This window comes from Rhizobium sp. 05N430 (assembly GCF_056396985.1).
In genome coordinates, this window is the sequence record NZ_JBFTMO010000015.1 from 99,729 (window position 1) to 115,860 (window position 16,132).

The following is a 16,132-nucleotide window of genomic DNA, read 5'->3' on the forward strand; positions in this document are numbered from 1 at the left end:
TTCTGCTCCTGTGAAGTTGGATGCCGGTTAAAGATTGCTCATGCCGCCGTCGATGACGAGCTCGCTGCCGACGATATAGGAGGCTTCGTCGGATGCGAAGAAGACCACGGTCTTTGCAACCTCCGACACGTCTCCGAAAAGACCGACCGGGATCTGCTTCTGCACGCCTTCGGCCATTGTCTTCATTTCCGCTTCCGACATGCCGAGCTTTGCGTAAAGCGGTGTCGCGATAGGGCCGGGCCTGACGGCGTTAAGCCGAATGCCGCGGCCGACCAGCTCGCCCGACAGCGTCTTTGCCAACATCAGAAGCGCGCCCTTGGTTAGCGAGTAAACGCTCGAGTTCGGCATGCCGATATGGGCGTTGATCGAAGTATTTAACACGACCGAGGTCGCCTTTCGAGAAGATCGGCAGAAGCGCCTGGATCAGGAAGTAAGGACCCTTTACGTTCGTTGCGAACGACTTGTCGAAGTCTGCTTCCGACCAGCTTTCGACCGGACCGGGGGGCCAGTCGATCCCTTCGTGCCACGTCTTTAGAGCGTTGATCGACCTGATCGTGCGGGGGCGCTATCCTTTTAGATTACCCACCGCTTGTGGTTGGCGCAACGGCGTAGCGCTGGCAAGCAAGATTGATTCGTAAAGGCGTTGGCGCGACCAGCTGATGCCGGCATCCGTGAGTGATATCGATCGGTTCGATTATCGCACGCGTCAATGCCCCGAACCCCGCAAACATCAGTCCCGCGTTCAGCCCTGGGACTCAACTGAAAGCAATCGAACTCGCCGCGTGACCAGCTTTACGGCTCGTTGTAGGCCGAGGCTTTGACAACCACCGTCTTTCCGGCAGGGTTATTCTCGAAAATCAAACCGCCCCTCGTTTTAGACCGGCCTGGAACATAGGCGAGTACGGTTTCGACACTCTCGATGATGGCTTTTCCGTCCTGTAGTTCACCTCGTACCGTCACGTCGGCGGCGGTTGCGCTCGCCTTGTTGCTCATTTCGAACAAAACCTGATAGCCGGTGCTGCGTTGTTCCGTCCGGACGACAGCCGCCTCAAGGTCAGGAGAGCTGTCACTATCCATCAGCGCGTCCTTGCCGATCCAGGTAATGAGCAAGATCACGAGGGCTGCCGAGACGAGGCCGGTCAACCATTCAATCCAATGCGGTTCGGCATTTTCGATGTTTGAAGATCTCGATATCTTGGTCATGCCTGCCTCATAAAATCAGCCGCGCAGCAGACGCGCCAATAGCGCCCGGGAAACTCAAGATCACAGTTGTCATCAACGCCTGAGTCGTAGAAGTGTCGTCGATCCGGTGAAACGTCCACAGACAAAAGCCGCTGATAGCGAGAGCGATGACATAGCCTGGCAGGGTGAAGCGGACAAAGGCGTGCCACCCAGGCGTCCCCTCGGCAAGGTCATGGCTTCCGTGGAACGACAGGGTGTAGACGAAGCCATGCATTATCGCCAGAGACGCCACCATGATAGCCAATGCGTGCCAGGGCGACATTTTGTAGGAGAGGAGGATCATTTCCTCGGTCGGCGCCACGTTAAGCGCGAGGAAAAGGGCGCCGACAGCCATCAAGAACAGTTCGCCTGCATAGCTCGTCTCCCGGCTATCCACCGGGTCATCTCCGTCACCGTGATCATCAATCTCATCGGACTGCCCGCCAAGCTGGCTGCGCCCCAGCATTGCTCCGATGCTCGACGGCACTGCCTGGATGGCAATCATGCCGATGACCTCGTGCGCAGACTGGTCATTCCGGAGGATGCCCATTGCGGACAAGATAAGAGCACTGCAGACGATGCCAAGGCCGTAGGCGATGCTCGCGTCTCGGACCGCTTCGCTCCAGGTAGACGTTGTCTCGAAGCCAATGCGGTCAGACAGAAAGATGAGCAGCGGGATATTGATGACGAGGAGAAGCAGGAGTCTCGTGCGGTCCATGTAGAACCCGAGTTCCCACATCTCCATAGTCATCAGCATCGGCAGGGCAAAAAGCAGTGCGCCTGCAAAACCGCGCGCTATTCCAGCGGCGAACTCTAGACTGTCGAATTTCGGCTGGGTTTTGCCCCTGAGCTTTTCTGACGACGGTGCCGCGCTCAAATCATGATCTCGCCGCCCGTGACCGGAATAATGGCGCCGGTCATATAGCTACCCTCAGCCGAGGCCAGCAACACATATGCCCCGGCGAGTTCGGCCGGTTGACCAGCGCGGCCAATCAGCGTCTTTTTGCCGAAATCTTTGGTCTTATCCGGCGGCATAGTCGAAGGGATAAGTGGCGTCCAGATCGGGCCGGGGGCGACCGCGTTTACGCGTATGCCTTTTCCCGCCAACATTTCGGCAAGGCCCGCGGTGAAGTTCGAAACCGCGCCTTTGGTGGAGGCATAGGCCAGAAGATGGGAGGAGGGTTGGCGCGATTGGATGGACGTGGTGTTGATGATGCTGGCGCCAGGCTTCATGTGAGGCACGGCAGCCTTGGCGAGGAAGAAAGGGGCATATGTGTTCGTGCGAAAAGTCTCGTCCCATTCTTCCTCGGTGATGTCGCCGATTGCAGCGTAGGTGCGCTGGAAGGCTGCGTTGTTGACAAGAATATCGATTCCTCCGAACTCCCTGACGGTTCGTTCGACGAGAGCAATGCAGTGACTTTCTGAGGTGATGTCGCCGGCAACGGCCAAGGCACGGCTACCAGCTTCTTCGACCCATCTCGCCGTTTCCACGGCATCTTCGTCTTCGCTGAGATATGAGATCAGGACATCGGCGCCTTCACGCGCAAAGGCGATCGCCACGGCACGACCGATGCCGGAATCTGCGCCCGTAATCAGCGCTACCTTTCCCTTGAGCCTGCCGTTGCCTTTGTAGCTCTCCTCGCCGTGATCCGGCGCGGGCTTCATCAATCTTGTCAGCCCAGGCGGCGGTTGCTGCTGCTCAGGTTGCGGCGGTATTGGGCGATTGGTTTCCGGCATGGTTGTGTCCTCTCCTTTAGGTGAGAGAACGGACCGGATAGGGCTTGGTTCCACAATCCAGCGAGAGGTATCAGCGGAGTTTGGGCTCGCGCAGCCATTGTCGACCAACGGCGACATGCGTGCGTTCGACCGGGCCTTCGATGCGATCGTATGTCACGGGGAGGGACTATCACCACTCATGACGCCTTCGAGCTGCTGCGGGCCGAGCGCGGCTCTTAAAGCGGCGACGCCGTTTTCAGGTAGCCTGAGAAAGCCTTTGGAGATGCCTTCTTTCCAGGCTGCGCCGCGATCCCACGCCTCTTGCCAGGCATCTGCAACAACGTCGCCCTGTCGCGTTTCAACGAGTGCCTCAAACAGCAGGGCCGCCTGAGACAGGTCCTTGAAGGCCTTTGCTCGCCCCAGCGCATCTCCGAGCCTCCGCGAAGCGACGATGAGCTTATGGACAGCAAAACGCTCCGGAGCAGGAACCAGCACATTCACACCCTCTCGATGCAGGAGAACGGTGCGCACCGGTTCGTAGATGAGGTAGTCGAGAAACCTTAGATTTTCTGCGGAAGCGCCGCCAAGAGCGGGCATCGGCGAGGGCTTGCCCGTGTGTTCGGCTGATCCGCGATTGCCGGTGAGAAATTCCACCCGGTATCCCCTCGCATTCTGGAAGGCGATCTTGGCCTTGTCCCCCTGGTGGGGAACCGGGCGAAAGCCGCTATCGATTGACCGGAGGATTTCCAGGACGGGAGGCAGGCTGTCGCCCACCTCCGCCGAAATCGCGAAGTCCTGTGCAAAGTCAGCATCGCCGGTCTGCACGGCCGAGGATGGTAAGCGAACGCCGAGAATGCCTGCATAGGCGCTGAAAGCGACGGACCCTATCAGAACTGCGCGCAGGCGGAATAACCCTGCATTTGCAAGCGCCTGCGTGACATCTCCGGCAAACGGATCGGGGCCTGGAAGACCAGCGCGGCGCAATGTGCTTACCATTCGCCTCCGGTCACGAATCGAACCCTTTAGTTCCATGTGGGCATTCACTCGGGCGGTGATCGCTTCATCGTGGTGCGGGCCGACATAGCTTCGCTTGTCTTTGCCGCCAGGAGTGGGCAGGTCGAAGTACCAGTAATTGCGATCCTTGACCGGTACGGTCACGAACCGGCCCTCCAAGGGAAAGTCTGCCTGGAATTGGGCATCGAGCGAGCGCTCGACGAGCTCTGCGAACATTGTCCGGTAGCTAATATCGACTTGTTTGATTTTCGACATGGCCGTTCCTGCTTGTAGCTTAGCACCGAACCGGCGTTATAATTTTCTGACAAAAACATTATAGCGCCGATACGAGAAGTCAACGGAGGGGGTTATAATGATTCGGCAGGAACATTATAACTTGCCCGCGTACAACCTGCGATGGCGTGCACAAGACGCGCGTTGTGACTGTGCGCCTTGTTACATTTGGATATGCCTCGCCCGGACAAGCTCAGGCTGGATTCATGGCGCGAAGATGCTGTCGAACGTCCCGACACGCTCGGCCCAGCGGCGGGCTTGATCCCGCTCCAGGAGCTCGCCACGCGGGTGCTGTCCGTTTTCAAGCATGGACATGACCTCGCAGATGTAAGAGGCGAGCGGCATGGCGCGCGGATCGGCTGCTTGAGAAAGGCCGGTCAACTCCGTCCGCACATAGGGCGGGGAAAGTTCGAGAACCTCGATCGGCAACTTCCGCAGCTGATGACGCAACGACGTCAGCCATGAATGCAGGAAGGACTTGCTGGCGCAGCAGGTGGCAAAATCTGCCCGCGGCAGGAAGGCGAGAGCAGAGCTGGTTGCCATGATGGTGGCATTCCGCTGGGCCTTCAGAACAGGCAGGAAAGCCGCAACAGTGCTAATCACGCCGACAATGTTAGTCTGGATCATGTCCACCGACGATGAGACATTCCATGTGTCGGACGTCATGTCTTCGGTCCGCGAGATTCCGGCATTGGCGATCACCACATTGAGCGTGGGGAAGCGTTCAGCTTACAATTGCTCCAGAGGGATGTTTCGTCGCGCGACTGGCGGATGAGCGGCGCTCGTATCCTATTAACTACCCGACTTCCAATCAACAGGAGTATGAATGTTCGAACTTTCGCGACGGCGATATTGTCTGCACGCGACCGCCTGTTTCAGTGACCACTCCCGACGCGAGCGCGCCGCTATCCGGTCGAAAGCGCCGGACAATCATTGATCGGCAATCGCATCTCGCACTCGAGAGCGTCCATGCCATAAGCCTGCGCAAAATCCGCGCAGAAACTGGCGTCCTTGGCCAGCAGACGGCTCCTCAGGATGCACGGAGCGGCTGTTCCCGTCTTCTTCGACGAGTTGTCTCGTTTTCTGCTGCGGGGCCGCCTACAATCTCTCCGGTTTTCTTCCCTGCCCGCACGGAAAACACGGCGGAACCCAACCGATCCATGCTACATCCGTCCTATCGTGCGCTTCGCGACTGCGCCTAGACGTATCGTCTGATATTTCATGCTCATGACCGAGTGTCTCGGTGAGCGAGCCCTTCTACGCAACAAATTTAAAGGAAATCCATGAACCGCACACCCCGCAGGCCGGCCAATCCGCTCGATGCTGCTGAAGCCCTGTTTAAGCCCGCCACCAAGGCCCCGGCTGCACCTGTAGAACGGCAGGCAATCCCCTCCACCCGGGAACCGGTATCGATCAGGATCGACACCGACGTGCTCGCCTTCTTCCAGGAAGATGGCCCCGGCTGGCAGGACCGCATCAACGCGGCGCTGCGCGAGACCATGGAAGCCAGCCGATGACATCGGTTTCCGGTATGATGGGCCTACCGTCCGTGTCAGGGTGACAATAGACGGCTGGACGGCGCCAGCAGCCCTGACCTATGCACGGATCAGGCGCGTCGAATGCGCTTCTGTTGGCGAGTCTCCGTTGCGATACGTGCACGGCTGGAGGCTGGCTGTCGCTTCCAACCTGTTGCGTAAATCGAACCTGCGCATCGGCAATATCGGCTGCCACGTCGGCTACGATTCCGGGGCCGCCTTCAGCCGGGCGTTCAAGACCCTGTGCGGCCTGTCGCCACGGCAGGCGCGTTCCACGCCGGCCCAGAGTTCTATCGCGCGCAGTTTGGAGAGCGGGCGCCCCCGAAAAGGCTGAAGGCGGCTGTTCTGATCTTTGTATTCACCGATCGATGTTTGATCTCAGTCAGACGACGCTAGCTTCTCCGCAAGCGTATGTGATTGCACTCATCATGTAGTCGGCAGCCGTGAAATTACGGCAACTCGTCAGCAAATGCGGTTCTCTCAGCCGGCCTTACCTGAAAGGGGAGGACGCCGCCTCCGCTCGTCTTCAAGGGATATGCACAAGGTAAATTGCTTGATTGACATTTGTCTAAATGTATTTGACACTTGTAAAAATCGCTCCATTGGAGATGGAGCGTGATGCATGATTGGTCCATCGTGAGATGGCCCGATCGCGGGAGGAACTTGGGTGGAACATCTTCTGGAAGTCGAAGGGCTGGCAAAGTCCTTCAATGGCGTCGCGGCGCTTCGCGACGGCCGGTTTCAGCTCAAGGCTGGATCCGTGCATGCGCTATGCGGTGGCAATGGCGCCGGAAAATCCACCTTCCTCAAGATTTTGATGGGTATCCACAAGCGCGACGCGGGATCTATCCGGCGACGGGGTGTGGACGTGGAATTCTCCGGTCCGGCGGCGGCTTTGGCATCAGGCATCGCGATCATTGAGCAGGAGCTCAGTCCGGTGCCGCACATGACGGTCGCCGAAAACATCTATCTCGGCCGTGAGCCGTCAGGACGTTTCGGCGGCATCGACTTCAAGACCATCAACCAGAATGCGCAGCGGCTGCTGGAGCAACTCGAGTTCAACATCCGCCCGACGCAGTTCATGATGAATCTCTCTGTTGCGCAGATGCAGCTGGTCGAAATCGCCAAGGCGTTGAGCCATGACGCTGAAGTGATCTTCATGGACGAGCCGACCTCAGCGATCGGCGAAAAGGAAGCACAGCAACTCTTCAAGACGATCGAACGGTTGAAGGCCGCGGGCAAGGGCGTGGTCTACGTCTCGCACCGTCTGTCGGAGATTTTCCAGATCGCCGACGCCTACACCGTGTTCCGTGACGGTTCGTATATCGGTGCGGGTGACCTTGCCGATATTGATCGCGCGGGACTGATCCGGATGATCGTCGGCCGTGAACTCGGCGAGGAATATATCAAGACCAACACGCCCACCGATGTCACGGGGTTCGAGGTCGTAGGGTTGACGGCGAGCGGCAAGGTCGAGGACGTATCGTTCTCCGTGAAGAAGGGCGAGATTTTCGGCATCTATGGGCTGATGGGGTCCGGCAGATCGGAGATCTTCAACTGCCTCTTCGGTCTCGACCGGATGGATAGGGGCGAGATCAGGCTCGATGGCAAGGCGATCACCGTCAGCAAGCCTGTCGAGGCCATGGAGCAAGGGCTTGCCCTCGTCACCGAGGATCGCAAGCTGACAGGGCTCAATCTCGTCGATAGCGTCAGGGGCAACATCGCGCTTGCCAGCCTGCCGGAGTTCAGCCCGGCTTTCGTCATGCGCCGCGGCCGCGAGCAGGCGGCCAGCCAGCAGATGATCGAGCGTTTCGGCATCAAGACTGCACGCGACACCATGGCGGTCTCGGGACTATCAGGCGGCAACCAGCAGAAGGTCGTGCTGGGCAAGTGGTTCCTGCGCAACCCGAAGGTGCTTCTGCTCGACGAACCGACGCGCGGCGTCGATGTCGGCGCCAAGCGCGAAATCTACCGGATCATCTGCGAATTCGCAGCCACGGGAGGCACGGTGGTGATGATTTCATCGGAGATAGACGAGGTGCTCGGCATGTCCGACCGCATTCTCGTGATGCGCAACGGCCGCTCGGCGGGCGTCTACCCGCGGGTGGAAACCGACGCGCAAGCGCTGGTGCATCTGTCGACGTAACAGGTGCGCCGCGAATTTCTCAATACGGATCGGCATGGGAAGAGGTTAGAAACAGTGTCCCTTACAGATAACAAACCAACGACGGGCTGGTTCAACTCGGATCGCCGCAGGCTGCTCATCCAGGAATATGGCATCTTCCTCGCCTTCCTGCTCTTGTCCGTGATCCTGTCGGTGTCGAACGAGTATTTCCTGACGGCCGGCAACATCTCGAACGTGCTGCTGCAGACATCCATCAACGGCGTGCTGGCGATCGGCATGACCTTCGTCATCCTGACGCGTGGTATCGATCTGTCGGTCGGTTCGGTGGTGGCGCTTGCCGGCATCATCAGCGCCAGCTTCGTCACGACGTCGGCAACGGCCGGCATTGCGGGTGCCCCGTACCCTGCCATCGTCGCATTGATTGCCGGTATCGCGGTCGGTCTGGCCTGTGGCGCTGTCGTCGGCTTCATCGTCTCGCGCTTTGCCGTCCCGGCCTTCGTCGCCACGCTCGGCATGTTGTCGGCAGCACGCGGCATGACGCTGATCTATGGTGGCGGCAAGCCTGTCCCGGCGCTGATCCCCGAGTTCCGCTGGATAGGTACCGGAAACATTCTCGGCGTGCCGATGCCGGTGGTAATCCTGGCCGTCGTCTTCATCGTGTCCTGGTGGGTTCTGACTCGCACACGCTTTGGCCGCTACATCTACGCGGTCGGCGGCAATCCGCATGCGGCGATTACCTCCGGGATCAACGTCACCCGCATCCGTTTCACGGTCTACTGCATCTCGGGCTCGCTCGCCGGTCTCGCCGGAATGATGCTCTCGGCCCGCACGGGATCTGCGCTGCCGCAAGCCGGTATCGCCTACGAGCTCGATGCCATCGCGGCCGTCGTCATTGGCGGCACCAGCCTCTCGGGCGGTGTTGGCCGGGTGACGGGAACGCTGATCGGGGCGCTGATCATCGGCGTCATGAACAACGGTCTCGATCTGCTCGGTATCCAATCCTACTACCAGCAGGTGCTCAAGGGCGCGCTTATCGTCGGCGCCGTCATGCTGGATCAGAAGCGAAATCAAGGTCTCTGACCTCATCATTCGGATCGCATCCGCGGTCCGTCGACCAACCGCGCGTCATAACGGCGACCGGATATCTCTATGGAGGAGAAAAACATGAAGAAACTGATGCTCGCCCTCGTCGCCAGCGCTGCGATCCTTGCCGCGCCAGCGATGGCGCAGGACAAGAAGCTGAAGATCGGTGCAACGACCTACGGCCTCAATGCCGAATTCATGCAGATCTGGTCGGCCGCGCTGAAGCAGCATCCGGCGGTCAAGAGCGGCCAGGTTGAGCTGACGGTATTCGACGGCCGCTATGATGCGCTGGTCCAGCAGGAACAGTTCAACACCATGATCACCCAGAAGTTCGACGCGATCATCTTTGTGCCGATGGACGTCGAGGCGGGTGCCGCAGCTGTTCAGGCCGCCCACGATGCCGGCATCCCGGTTGTCGGGTCCAACGCCCGCGTCAACTCCGATCTCCTGACCTCCTACGTCGGATCGAACGACGTCGAGGCCGGTGAACTGGAAGCCAAGGCCGTTCTCGACAAGATGGGTTGCAAGGGTAACCTCGTCATCCTCGAGGGCCCGATCGGCCAGTCCGGTCAGATCCAGCGCCTCGAAGGCAACGAGAAGGCGCTGAAGGCGTGCCCTGACGTCAAGGTTCTCGAAAAGCAGACAGCCAATTGGTCGCGTGCGGAAGCCCAGACCCTGATGGAGAACTGGCTGACATCGCATCCTGGCCAGATCAACGGCGTCATCGGCCAGAACGACGAAATGGCGCTCGGCGCTATTGAAGCGATCAAGGCCGCCAACCTGAAGGTCGAAGACTTCGCGATCGCTGGCGTCGATGGCGTTACCGATGCGATCAATGCCGTCAAGCGTGGCGAGATGGCATCGATCCTGCAGGACGCCAACGCACAGGCACAGGGTGCTCTCGACGTGGCCATCAAGGCTGCGAACAAGGACGCCAAGCCGGAATCGGCGATCTGGACCCAGTATCCTGACATGAAGTGGGAAGAGGGCGCATCCAAGGACTACCTCGTCCCGTGGACGCCGGTCACCAAGGAAAATGCCGACAAGCTGCTCGAATCCCGCAAGTAAAAAATGCACCGCCGGGGCGGCGTCGCGCCGCCCCGGCATCCACATCGCAAAGGCTTGAAGAGATGACAGACACTTCTCCCCAGATTGACCTCAATTTCCCCCTGACCGGCAAGATCGCTGTCGTCACGGGTGCCGCGTCCGGGATCGGCTCGGCGATATCCGATGCATTGACTGCAAAGGGCGCCACGGTCGCTGTCCTGGATGTCAATGCCGATATCGCAAGCGCCAAGGCGGCTTCGCTTGGTCATGGGGCTAAATTCTTCGTCTGTGACGTCTCGCAGCCTGATTCCGTCAATCGCGCCATATCCGACGTGGTCGCCGCTTTCGGCCAGATAGACATTGCCGTCAACAGCGCCGGCGTCGTGTTCCTGGCGCCTGCAGAAGACCTGTCGCTCGACTATTGGGACAAGACGATCAACATCAATCTCAAGGGCAGCTTTCTTGTCACGCAGGCTGCCGGCCGCGCCATGATCGCCGCCGGTAAAGGCGGCAAGATCATCAATCTTGCGTCGCAGGCTGGCACCGTGGCCATTGAAGAGCACGTGGCTTATTGCGCCTCGAAATTCGGCGTCATCGGTATGTCGAAGACCTTTGCCGCCGAATGGGGCAAGTACGGCATAACCGTCAACACTATCTCGCCAACTGTGGTCCTGACCGAACTCGGCAAGAAGGCCTGGGCGGGCGAAAAGGGGGAGGCCGCCAAGAAGCGGATCCCCACCGGCCGCTTCGCTTATCCCGAGGAAATCGCTGCCGCTGCTGTCTTTCTGGTTTCGGATGGCGCGAACATGATCAACGGCGCCGATCTTCTGATCGACGGCGGCTACACCATTCTCTGAGCCGGAGCGCCAGGACATTTTTAAGGAGATCCCATGCAGCGGTTCGTCAACAATCCCGATCTCGTCGTCGAGGATACAGTCAAGGGCTTCATCAAGGCCCACTCCGATATCGTGCGGCTTGCCGAAAACCCGCGTGTTGTCGTCGCCAAGAACGCGCCTGTGAAAGGCAAGGTTGGCGTGATCACGGGTGGCGGTTCTGGCCACGAGCCCGGGTTCATGGGCTACACTGGCAAGAACATGCTGGACGCCGTCGCCGTGGGCGAGCTGTTCTCGTCGCCGACCGCCAAGAGCTTCCACGATGCAATTCGCGAAGCCAATGGCGGCGCGGGCGTCGTCTGCCTCTATGGAAACTATGCTGGCGACAATATGAACGTGAAGATGGCGACCAAACTTGCCGCCAAGGGCGGCATCGAGGTCGCGACCGTCGTTGCCAATGACGACGTCTGCTCGGCACCGCTGTCGGAACGCGAAAAGCGCCGGGGCGTTGCGGGCGAGATCTTCATGTGGAAGATCGGCAGTGCCAAGGCCACCAAGGGCGGCAGTCTCGAAGAGGTTCGCGCCGCGGCGCAGAAGGCGATCGACAATTGCCGCTCGATCGGCGTCGGTCTCGGTCCTTGCACCCTGCCGGCCGTCGGTCATCCGAATTTCCAGATCGAGCCGGGTACGATGGAAGTCGGCATCGGCCACCACGGCGAGCCTGGCGTGCGCGTCGAGCCGCTCAAGACTGCGGTCGAGGTGGCCAAGGAGATGTGCAAGATCGTGCTCGACGATCACAATCTTCCGGAAGGCACCGAGGTTGCTGTTCTTGTCTCTGGCCTGGGCGCCACGCCGCTCAATGAACTCTACATTCTCAACGACACGATCGAGAGCGAGATCAGCGGCCGAGGTCTCGTTGTCTACAAAACCTATGTCGGCAATTACTTCACGTCGCTTGAGATGGTCGGCGCGACGCTGACGGTCTTTGCGCTCGATGACGAGACGAAGCCGCTGCTCGACCTCGAAACGTCCTGCACAATCTTGCTCTAGGGAACGGTGACATGCAAAGTTTCAAGAATCCCTCGGCGGGCGCCATCGTTCTTTCAGTGGCCGGCCGTATCGTTGAAAACCGGGCCTATCTCAGCGAGATCGATGGCAAAATTGGCGACGGCGACCATGGGGTCAACATGGCCAAGGGGTTCGGCATGGCGGCCGAGCGTCTGAAAGGGCAGGACTCATCGCTCAGTGGCGCGTTCGAGACGCTGGGCACGTTGCTGATGACCGAAATCGGCGGCTCAATGGGCCCGCTCTATGGCGTCATGTTCACCGAATTCGGTGAGACGATCGAGGGCAGGGATATCGTCGATGCCAAGCTGTTCAGCCAGATGCTGCATGCTGGCCTGGATGGCATTCAGTCGATCGGCTCGGCCAAAGTCGGGGACAAGACGCTGATTGATGCCTTTGTCCCGGCGGTCAATGCTTTCGACGAGGCGACAGCATCCGGAAAGTCTTTCGCCGATGCGCTCGCGGCTTTGGCGGAAGCAGCCGAAAAGGGGCGCGATTCGACGATCGATCTGGTCGCCAAGATCGGCCGCGCCAGCCGCCTGGGCGAACGCTCTCGCGGTGTTCTGGATGCGGGCGCGACCTCCTGTGCCCTCATTCTCAGTGAAATTTCAATCGGTGTTGCCAGCCGGCTTGAGGGCGGCTGATCAGACGGCTTGTCTCCCAAGACAGCGCGGCCTCGCCCCATGGCGGCGGGCCGCGCGCCGCGCGGTTGCAATGCGTTGGTATTGGCGGCATCTTCCCGGCAGATCTAAGCGGGAGTTCATTCCAGAGTGGCAGCGGTTAAGACCCAGCAGGCGCGAAAAGCAGGCGCAGGCAAGAACGACCTCGCACAGGCGCCGGACGCCATGCCGTTGCGCTACGGCGACGACCCCTATGTCTGGGCATGCTGGCTCTACTACGAAGACGGATTAACTCAAGGCGATATCGCCGAGGTGATGGGCATATCCCGCGCAACGGTGAACAGCTATCTCGCCGACGCACGTGATCGCGGCATCGTCAACATTGCTATCGAACCGGCACGGCTTGCATCTCTCACCGTTGCGCAAGCGCTCAAGCGGCATTTTGGCCTTGCCGACTGCCTCGTCGTTCCGAGCGAGGACACCGCCAGGCCGCTGATCGACAGGATCGGCGTTGCCGGCGGCCAAGCGCTACATCGATTGATCAAATCGGGCGATACCGTCGCAGTGTCGTGGGGCCGCACGGTGCTGGCGATCAGCGAGCGCGCCGAGGTTCCAGGATTGCAGGATGTCACCGTTGTGCAGGCAACGGGCGGCACGCGCGCAAGCTTCGCCTATACGCCTGAACTCTGCGCCGCGGCGCTGGCCACCGCCGTCAACGGCAAGCTGATCAACATCTCCGCACCCGCCATCGTCTCGGCGAACGCCGTGCGTGAGTCGTTTATGCAAGAGCCGCTGATCGAGAGCCAATTCGGTGCTCTTGCCGGTGCCAACAAGGCGCTTTTTGGCATTTCGTCGCTGCGCCCCAATTCCACCATTCATACCAGCGGCTTCTTCGAATCTGTTCCACTGCAGGACTATCTAGCCAAGGGCGCCGTCGGCGTGGTGGCCGGACGTTTCATCGATGGGCAGGGCCGCGCGATCGCAGGGCCGCTCGACGACAGAACGATCGGCATTTCCCTTGAGATGCTGAAGAACATCGATCTCCGCATTGCCGCCGCCGGCGGCTTCGACAAGGTGCCGTCCATTCTTGCGGCGTTGCGCGGCGGCTATGTCAACGTGCTGATTACCGACGCGGCGACCGGCCGCGGCATTCTCAACGCCGATGGCGTGACCGATATCGATCAGCGATCGCCCCAGCGCCTGCGGCCGGAAAGCCAGACGCCTCTACCGCCGGCCGCGCGAACGCGCGTGAAGAAATTTCTCAACGATCCCGACAATGTCGTCGAAGAGATGCTGGATGGCGTGGTACGCGCCCATCGCAAGTATCTGTCGCCGATCGAAAAATCGCACCGCGCGCTGGTTGCGCGCGACGGACCAAGACCGGGCAAGGTGGGGCTGGTCATCGGTGGTGGATCCGGACATGAGCCGGGATTCCTCGGCTATGTCGGCAAAGGTTTGGCGGACGCTGTCGCGATCGGCAACATCTTCTCGTCACCGCCTCCCATACCCATCCTGCATTGCGCGAAAGCTGCATCCGGCGGCGCCGGCGTTCTTTTCGTTTATGGCAACTACGCCGGCGATGTGATGAATTTCGAAATGGCGGCGGAGATGGCAGAGGCTGCGGGAATTCCCGTGCGAACGGTTCTTACCACCGACGACATCACCTCTTCGCCGATCGAAGACCGGGATGGGCGGCGCGGCGTGGCGGGCAATTTTTTCACCTTCAAGATAGCTGGTGCGGCCTGCGATCGCGGTCTGCCGCTCAATGCCTGCGAAGCCGTGACCCGCAAGGCGAATTTACAGACCTATACGGTCGGCGTGGCGCTTGAGCCCTGCTCCATGCCGCAGACGCAACGGCCCAATTTCGAGATCGGCGCCGAAGATATCGAGTTCGGCATGGGCATCCATGGGGAGCCGGGCGTCATTCGCGAAAAGATGATCAGCGCCGATGAGATCGTCGACAGGGTGATGGATCGGATATTCCTGGAGATGAGGGCGGCCAAAGGCAGCCGCGTCGCCGTGCTCGTCAACTCGTTTGGCGGGACGCCGATGATGGAGCTCTATATCCTGTTCAGACGTGTCGAGCAGCGGTTGAGTGCCAAGGGCATTGCGATCGAAGCCAATTGGGTCGGGCACTACTGTACGTCTCTCGACATGGTCGGGGCGTCCATCTCGATCATGGAGCTGGATCAGGAACTGACGGAACTCTTGCACCATCCCTGCGACACCGCGGTGCTGAAGATAACGTAAGATCGGCATGCACCGGCCTCATCATCGGGCGTCTTGTGCACATGGGAGGGAAACAATGGCAGAGAATGATGCGCGCAGGCTCAACCGGATGTTCAATCGGATATCCAGCTTGATCGCGGCAGAAAAAGACTACCTCACCGAGCTTGACGGCGCGATTGGCGATGCCGACCATGGGATAACGATGTCTCTTGGCTTTGGCGCCGTCGCTGGTGAATTGGCACGGTCCGATCTCGACGAGATGCCGCCGTCGGTTGTGATGACAACCGCAGCATCGGTGTTTCTCAACGCCGTCGGCGCCTCGACAGGCCCTCTTTATGCGACAGCGTTTTTACGTGCCGCAAAGGCACTGGAAGGCCGGCAGTCTCTGGACGCTGCGGGCCAAGTCGCCATGTTGGAGGCGATAACGCTTGGCATACAGGAACGCGGGAAGGGCCAGCGTGGCGACAAGACGATGCTTGACGCCTGGATTCCGGCCGCCGAGGCGGCTCGTGCAGCACTCGTGCGCAAAAGCGGGGTAAGGGAACTGTGGCGTGACGTGGTGGTGGCAGGCGAGGGTGGGGCGGAGGCCACACGTTCAATGGTGGCGGTGCGCGGACGAGCGGCGCGGCTTGGCGAGCGATCCCTCGGCCATGTCGACCCGGGCGCGGCTTCTGCGGTTCTGGTTTTGAAAGCGATGATGGAAGTATTCGCGGATTGAGTTGATCAGAGCGGCATTTGTCGCGTGACATCCCATAGCAATGCTCCATCCGATTGCACCGGGAACACAGCTTCAGCGGCTGGAGGCAAAGGGCTTTGTGCGACGGGCTTGCGCGAGAACATACGCCAAATGACCGATTGAAGAGGAAAGCGGGCCAGAGCGAGATTGTCGCCGGTTCGGACGCACCAGCACGATGTCAGGGCAGCGGCCTAATCAGCCGAAGCCTGTTGCCAGGTGCAAACTCAACGATACGGTCCTGCTCCAGGGCTTCGAGCACCGCCGTGATCTCATCCTGCGTAAACCCCGCTGCATTCAAGGGAACCCCGAGTTCGAAAAGGTTGATTGTCACATCCGGATTTCCTTTCATCGCACGGAGCCGTTCGGTTATTGCGGCTTCGGTATCTTCAAATCGGCCCATCTCAACTCTCTGCCCGCTTCATCTCCGGCGGGAACGTAGAGGAAACTGCAGCAATTGTCGCGCTATGGCTTCGCATTGCTTCGAGAGCGATGAGGCTTCCGGTGCGATCCACCGGCCAGATCGGCCGCTTTACATGGACGTAGGGCCGCAACTCCGCGCGCAGCGTGGCCAGAGCGCCACTGTCGCAGACGACGACCTGGCCGGCGAGTGGCTCGAAGGGCGGCGCGGAAATGCT

The 16,132-nt window shown here is 60.0% G+C and carries 15 protein-coding genes and 2 pseudogenes; 10 read left to right on the top strand and 7 right to left on the bottom strand.

The window, feature by feature from the left end; translation table 11 throughout:
- Positions 1 to 27: 27 nt before the first annotated feature.
- The 6 genes and pseudogenes from AC1DJO_RS24330 to AC1DJO_RS24355 form a co-directional block, all read right to left on the bottom strand.
- Positions 28 to 499: pseudogene (locus tag AC1DJO_RS24330) on the bottom strand (SDR family oxidoreductase); the annotation flags it as partial.
- Between the two features lie 293 nt (positions 500 to 792).
- On the bottom strand, positions 793 to 1,203 hold the full coding sequence (locus AC1DJO_RS24335; protein WP_112386862.1) for a hypothetical protein: 411 nt from the start codon (positions 1,201 to 1,203) through the stop codon (positions 793 to 795).
- A gap of 7 nt (positions 1,204 to 1,210) precedes the next feature.
- Positions 1,211 to 2,098, bottom strand: a complete 888-nt coding sequence (locus tag AC1DJO_RS24340) for a TIGR02587 family membrane protein (RefSeq protein ID WP_112540868.1) — start codon at positions 2,096 to 2,098, stop codon at positions 1,211 to 1,213.
- Entirely contained in the window at positions 2,095 to 2,958 is an 864-nt protein-coding gene (locus AC1DJO_RS24345) for an SDR family oxidoreductase (protein WP_477831661.1), read from the bottom strand. Before AC1DJO_RS24345 ends, AC1DJO_RS24340 begins: the two co-directional genes overlap by 4 nt.
- 153 nt (positions 2,959 to 3,111) lie before the next feature.
- The gene (locus tag AC1DJO_RS24350) at positions 3,112 to 4,206 is read right to left on the bottom strand and encodes a nucleotidyltransferase family protein (protein WP_112386865.1); all 1,095 of its coding nucleotides are present in this window, start codon (positions 4,204 to 4,206) and stop codon (positions 3,112 to 3,114) included.
- A gap of 222 nt (positions 4,207 to 4,428) precedes the next feature.
- Positions 4,429 to 4,938 (bottom strand): annotated as a pseudogene (locus AC1DJO_RS24355) (SDR family NAD(P)-dependent oxidoreductase); the annotation flags it as partial.
- A gap of 569 nt (positions 4,939 to 5,507) precedes the next feature.
- Here AC1DJO_RS24355 and AC1DJO_RS24360 point away from each other — a divergent pair.
- From AC1DJO_RS24360 to dhaL (AC1DJO_RS24405), 10 genes are all read left to right on the top strand, one after another.
- On the top strand, positions 5,508 to 5,741 hold the full coding sequence (locus AC1DJO_RS24360; RefSeq protein ID WP_112386867.1) for a BrnA antitoxin family protein: 234 nt from the start codon (positions 5,508 to 5,510) through the stop codon (positions 5,739 to 5,741).
- Complete coding sequence (locus AC1DJO_RS24365) at positions 5,677 to 6,093, top strand: helix-turn-helix domain-containing protein (RefSeq protein WP_112446046.1); 417 nt, start codon at positions 5,677 to 5,679, stop codon at positions 6,091 to 6,093. The genes AC1DJO_RS24360 and AC1DJO_RS24365 overlap by 65 nt, the downstream gene beginning before the upstream one ends.
- Before the next feature lie 333 nt (positions 6,094 to 6,426).
- Positions 6,427 to 7,905 carry a sugar ABC transporter ATP-binding protein gene (locus AC1DJO_RS24370; protein ID WP_477973259.1) on the top strand — a complete coding sequence of 493 codons (1,479 nt, stop codon included), beginning with the start codon at positions 6,427 to 6,429 and terminating at the stop codon, positions 7,903 to 7,905.
- Between the two features lie 54 nt (positions 7,906 to 7,959).
- On the top strand, positions 7,960 to 8,964 hold the full coding sequence (locus tag AC1DJO_RS24375; RefSeq protein ID WP_112386870.1) for an ABC transporter permease: 1,005 nt from the start codon (positions 7,960 to 7,962) through the stop codon (positions 8,962 to 8,964).
- A gap of 84 nt (positions 8,965 to 9,048) precedes the next feature.
- Positions 9,049 to 10,035: a substrate-binding domain-containing protein gene (locus AC1DJO_RS24380; RefSeq protein WP_112386871.1), complete on the top strand. Its 987-nt coding sequence runs from the start codon at positions 9,049 to 9,051 to the stop codon at positions 10,033 to 10,035.
- 62 nt (positions 10,036 to 10,097) lie between these two features.
- Complete coding sequence (locus tag AC1DJO_RS24385; RefSeq protein WP_112386872.1) at positions 10,098 to 10,871, top strand: SDR family oxidoreductase; 774 nt, start codon at positions 10,098 to 10,100, stop codon at positions 10,869 to 10,871.
- Positions 10,872 to 10,904: 33 nt separating this feature from the next.
- Positions 10,905 to 11,897 (top strand): dihydroxyacetone kinase subunit DhaK, encoded by a 993-nt coding sequence (locus tag AC1DJO_RS24390; RefSeq protein WP_112386873.1) that lies wholly within the window; start codon positions 10,905 to 10,907, stop codon positions 11,895 to 11,897.
- A gap of 11 nt (positions 11,898 to 11,908) precedes the next feature.
- Complete coding sequence (gene dhaL, locus AC1DJO_RS24395) at positions 11,909 to 12,556, top strand: dihydroxyacetone kinase subunit DhaL (protein ID WP_112386874.1); 648 nt, start codon at positions 11,909 to 11,911, stop codon at positions 12,554 to 12,556.
- Positions 12,557 to 12,757: 201 nt separating this feature from the next.
- Positions 12,758 to 14,782, top strand: a complete 2,025-nt coding sequence (locus AC1DJO_RS24400; RefSeq protein WP_112386895.1) for a bifunctional sugar-binding transcriptional regulator/dihydroxyacetone kinase subunit DhaK — start codon at positions 12,758 to 12,760, stop codon at positions 14,780 to 14,782.
- Positions 14,783 to 14,837: 55 nt separating this feature from the next.
- On the top strand, positions 14,838 to 15,479 hold the full coding sequence (gene dhaL, locus AC1DJO_RS24405; protein ID WP_112386875.1) for a dihydroxyacetone kinase subunit DhaL: 642 nt from the start codon (positions 14,838 to 14,840) through the stop codon (positions 15,477 to 15,479).
- Positions 15,480 to 15,675: 196 nt separating this feature from the next.
- Here the strand turns inward: dhaL (AC1DJO_RS24405) and AC1DJO_RS24410 are convergent, their stop codons facing one another.
- Positions 15,676 to 15,897 carry a hypothetical protein gene (locus AC1DJO_RS24410; protein WP_112386876.1) on the bottom strand — a complete coding sequence of 74 codons (222 nt, stop codon included), beginning with the start codon at positions 15,895 to 15,897 and terminating at the stop codon, positions 15,676 to 15,678.
- Positions 15,898 to 16,132: the final 235 nt, after the last annotated feature.

What these genes read in the sequence shown, in the direction of transcription:
- AC1DJO_RS24335 (WP_112386862.1), bottom strand. Translation starts at nt 1,203, where the DNA reads ATGACCAAGATATCGAGATCTTCAAACATCGAAAATGCCGAACCGCAT.
- AC1DJO_RS24345 (WP_477831661.1), bottom strand. Translation starts at nt 2,958, where the DNA reads ATGCCGGAAACCAATCGCCCAATACCGCCGCAACCTGAGCAGCAGCAA.
- AC1DJO_RS24350 (WP_112386865.1), bottom strand. Translation starts at nt 4,206, where the DNA reads ATGTCGAAAATCAAACAAGTCGATATTAGCTACCGGACAATGTTCGCA.
- AC1DJO_RS24360 (WP_112386867.1), top strand. Translation starts at nt 5,508, where the DNA reads ATGAACCGCACACCCCGCAGGCCGGCCAATCCGCTCGATGCTGCTGAA.
- AC1DJO_RS24365 (WP_112446046.1), top strand. Translation starts at nt 5,677, where the DNA reads ATGGCCCCGGCTGGCAGGACCGCATCAACGCGGCGCTGCGCGAGACCA.
- AC1DJO_RS24380 (WP_112386871.1), top strand. Translation starts at nt 9,049, where the DNA reads ATGAAGAAACTGATGCTCGCCCTCGTCGCCAGCGCTGCGATCCTTGCC.
- AC1DJO_RS24385 (WP_112386872.1), top strand. Translation starts at nt 10,098, where the DNA reads ATGACAGACACTTCTCCCCAGATTGACCTCAATTTCCCCCTGACCGGC.
- AC1DJO_RS24390 (WP_112386873.1), top strand. Translation starts at nt 10,905, where the DNA reads ATGCAGCGGTTCGTCAACAATCCCGATCTCGTCGTCGAGGATACAGTC.
- dhaL (WP_112386874.1), top strand. Translation starts at nt 11,909, where the DNA reads ATGCAAAGTTTCAAGAATCCCTCGGCGGGCGCCATCGTTCTTTCAGTG.
- AC1DJO_RS24400 (WP_112386895.1), top strand. Translation starts at nt 12,758, where the DNA reads ATGCCGTTGCGCTACGGCGACGACCCCTATGTCTGGGCATGCTGGCTC.
- dhaL (WP_112386875.1), top strand. Translation starts at nt 14,838, where the DNA reads ATGGCAGAGAATGATGCGCGCAGGCTCAACCGGATGTTCAATCGGATA.
- AC1DJO_RS24410 (WP_112386876.1), bottom strand. Translation starts at nt 15,897, where the DNA reads ATGGGCCGATTTGAAGATACCGAAGCCGCAATAACCGAACGGCTCCGT.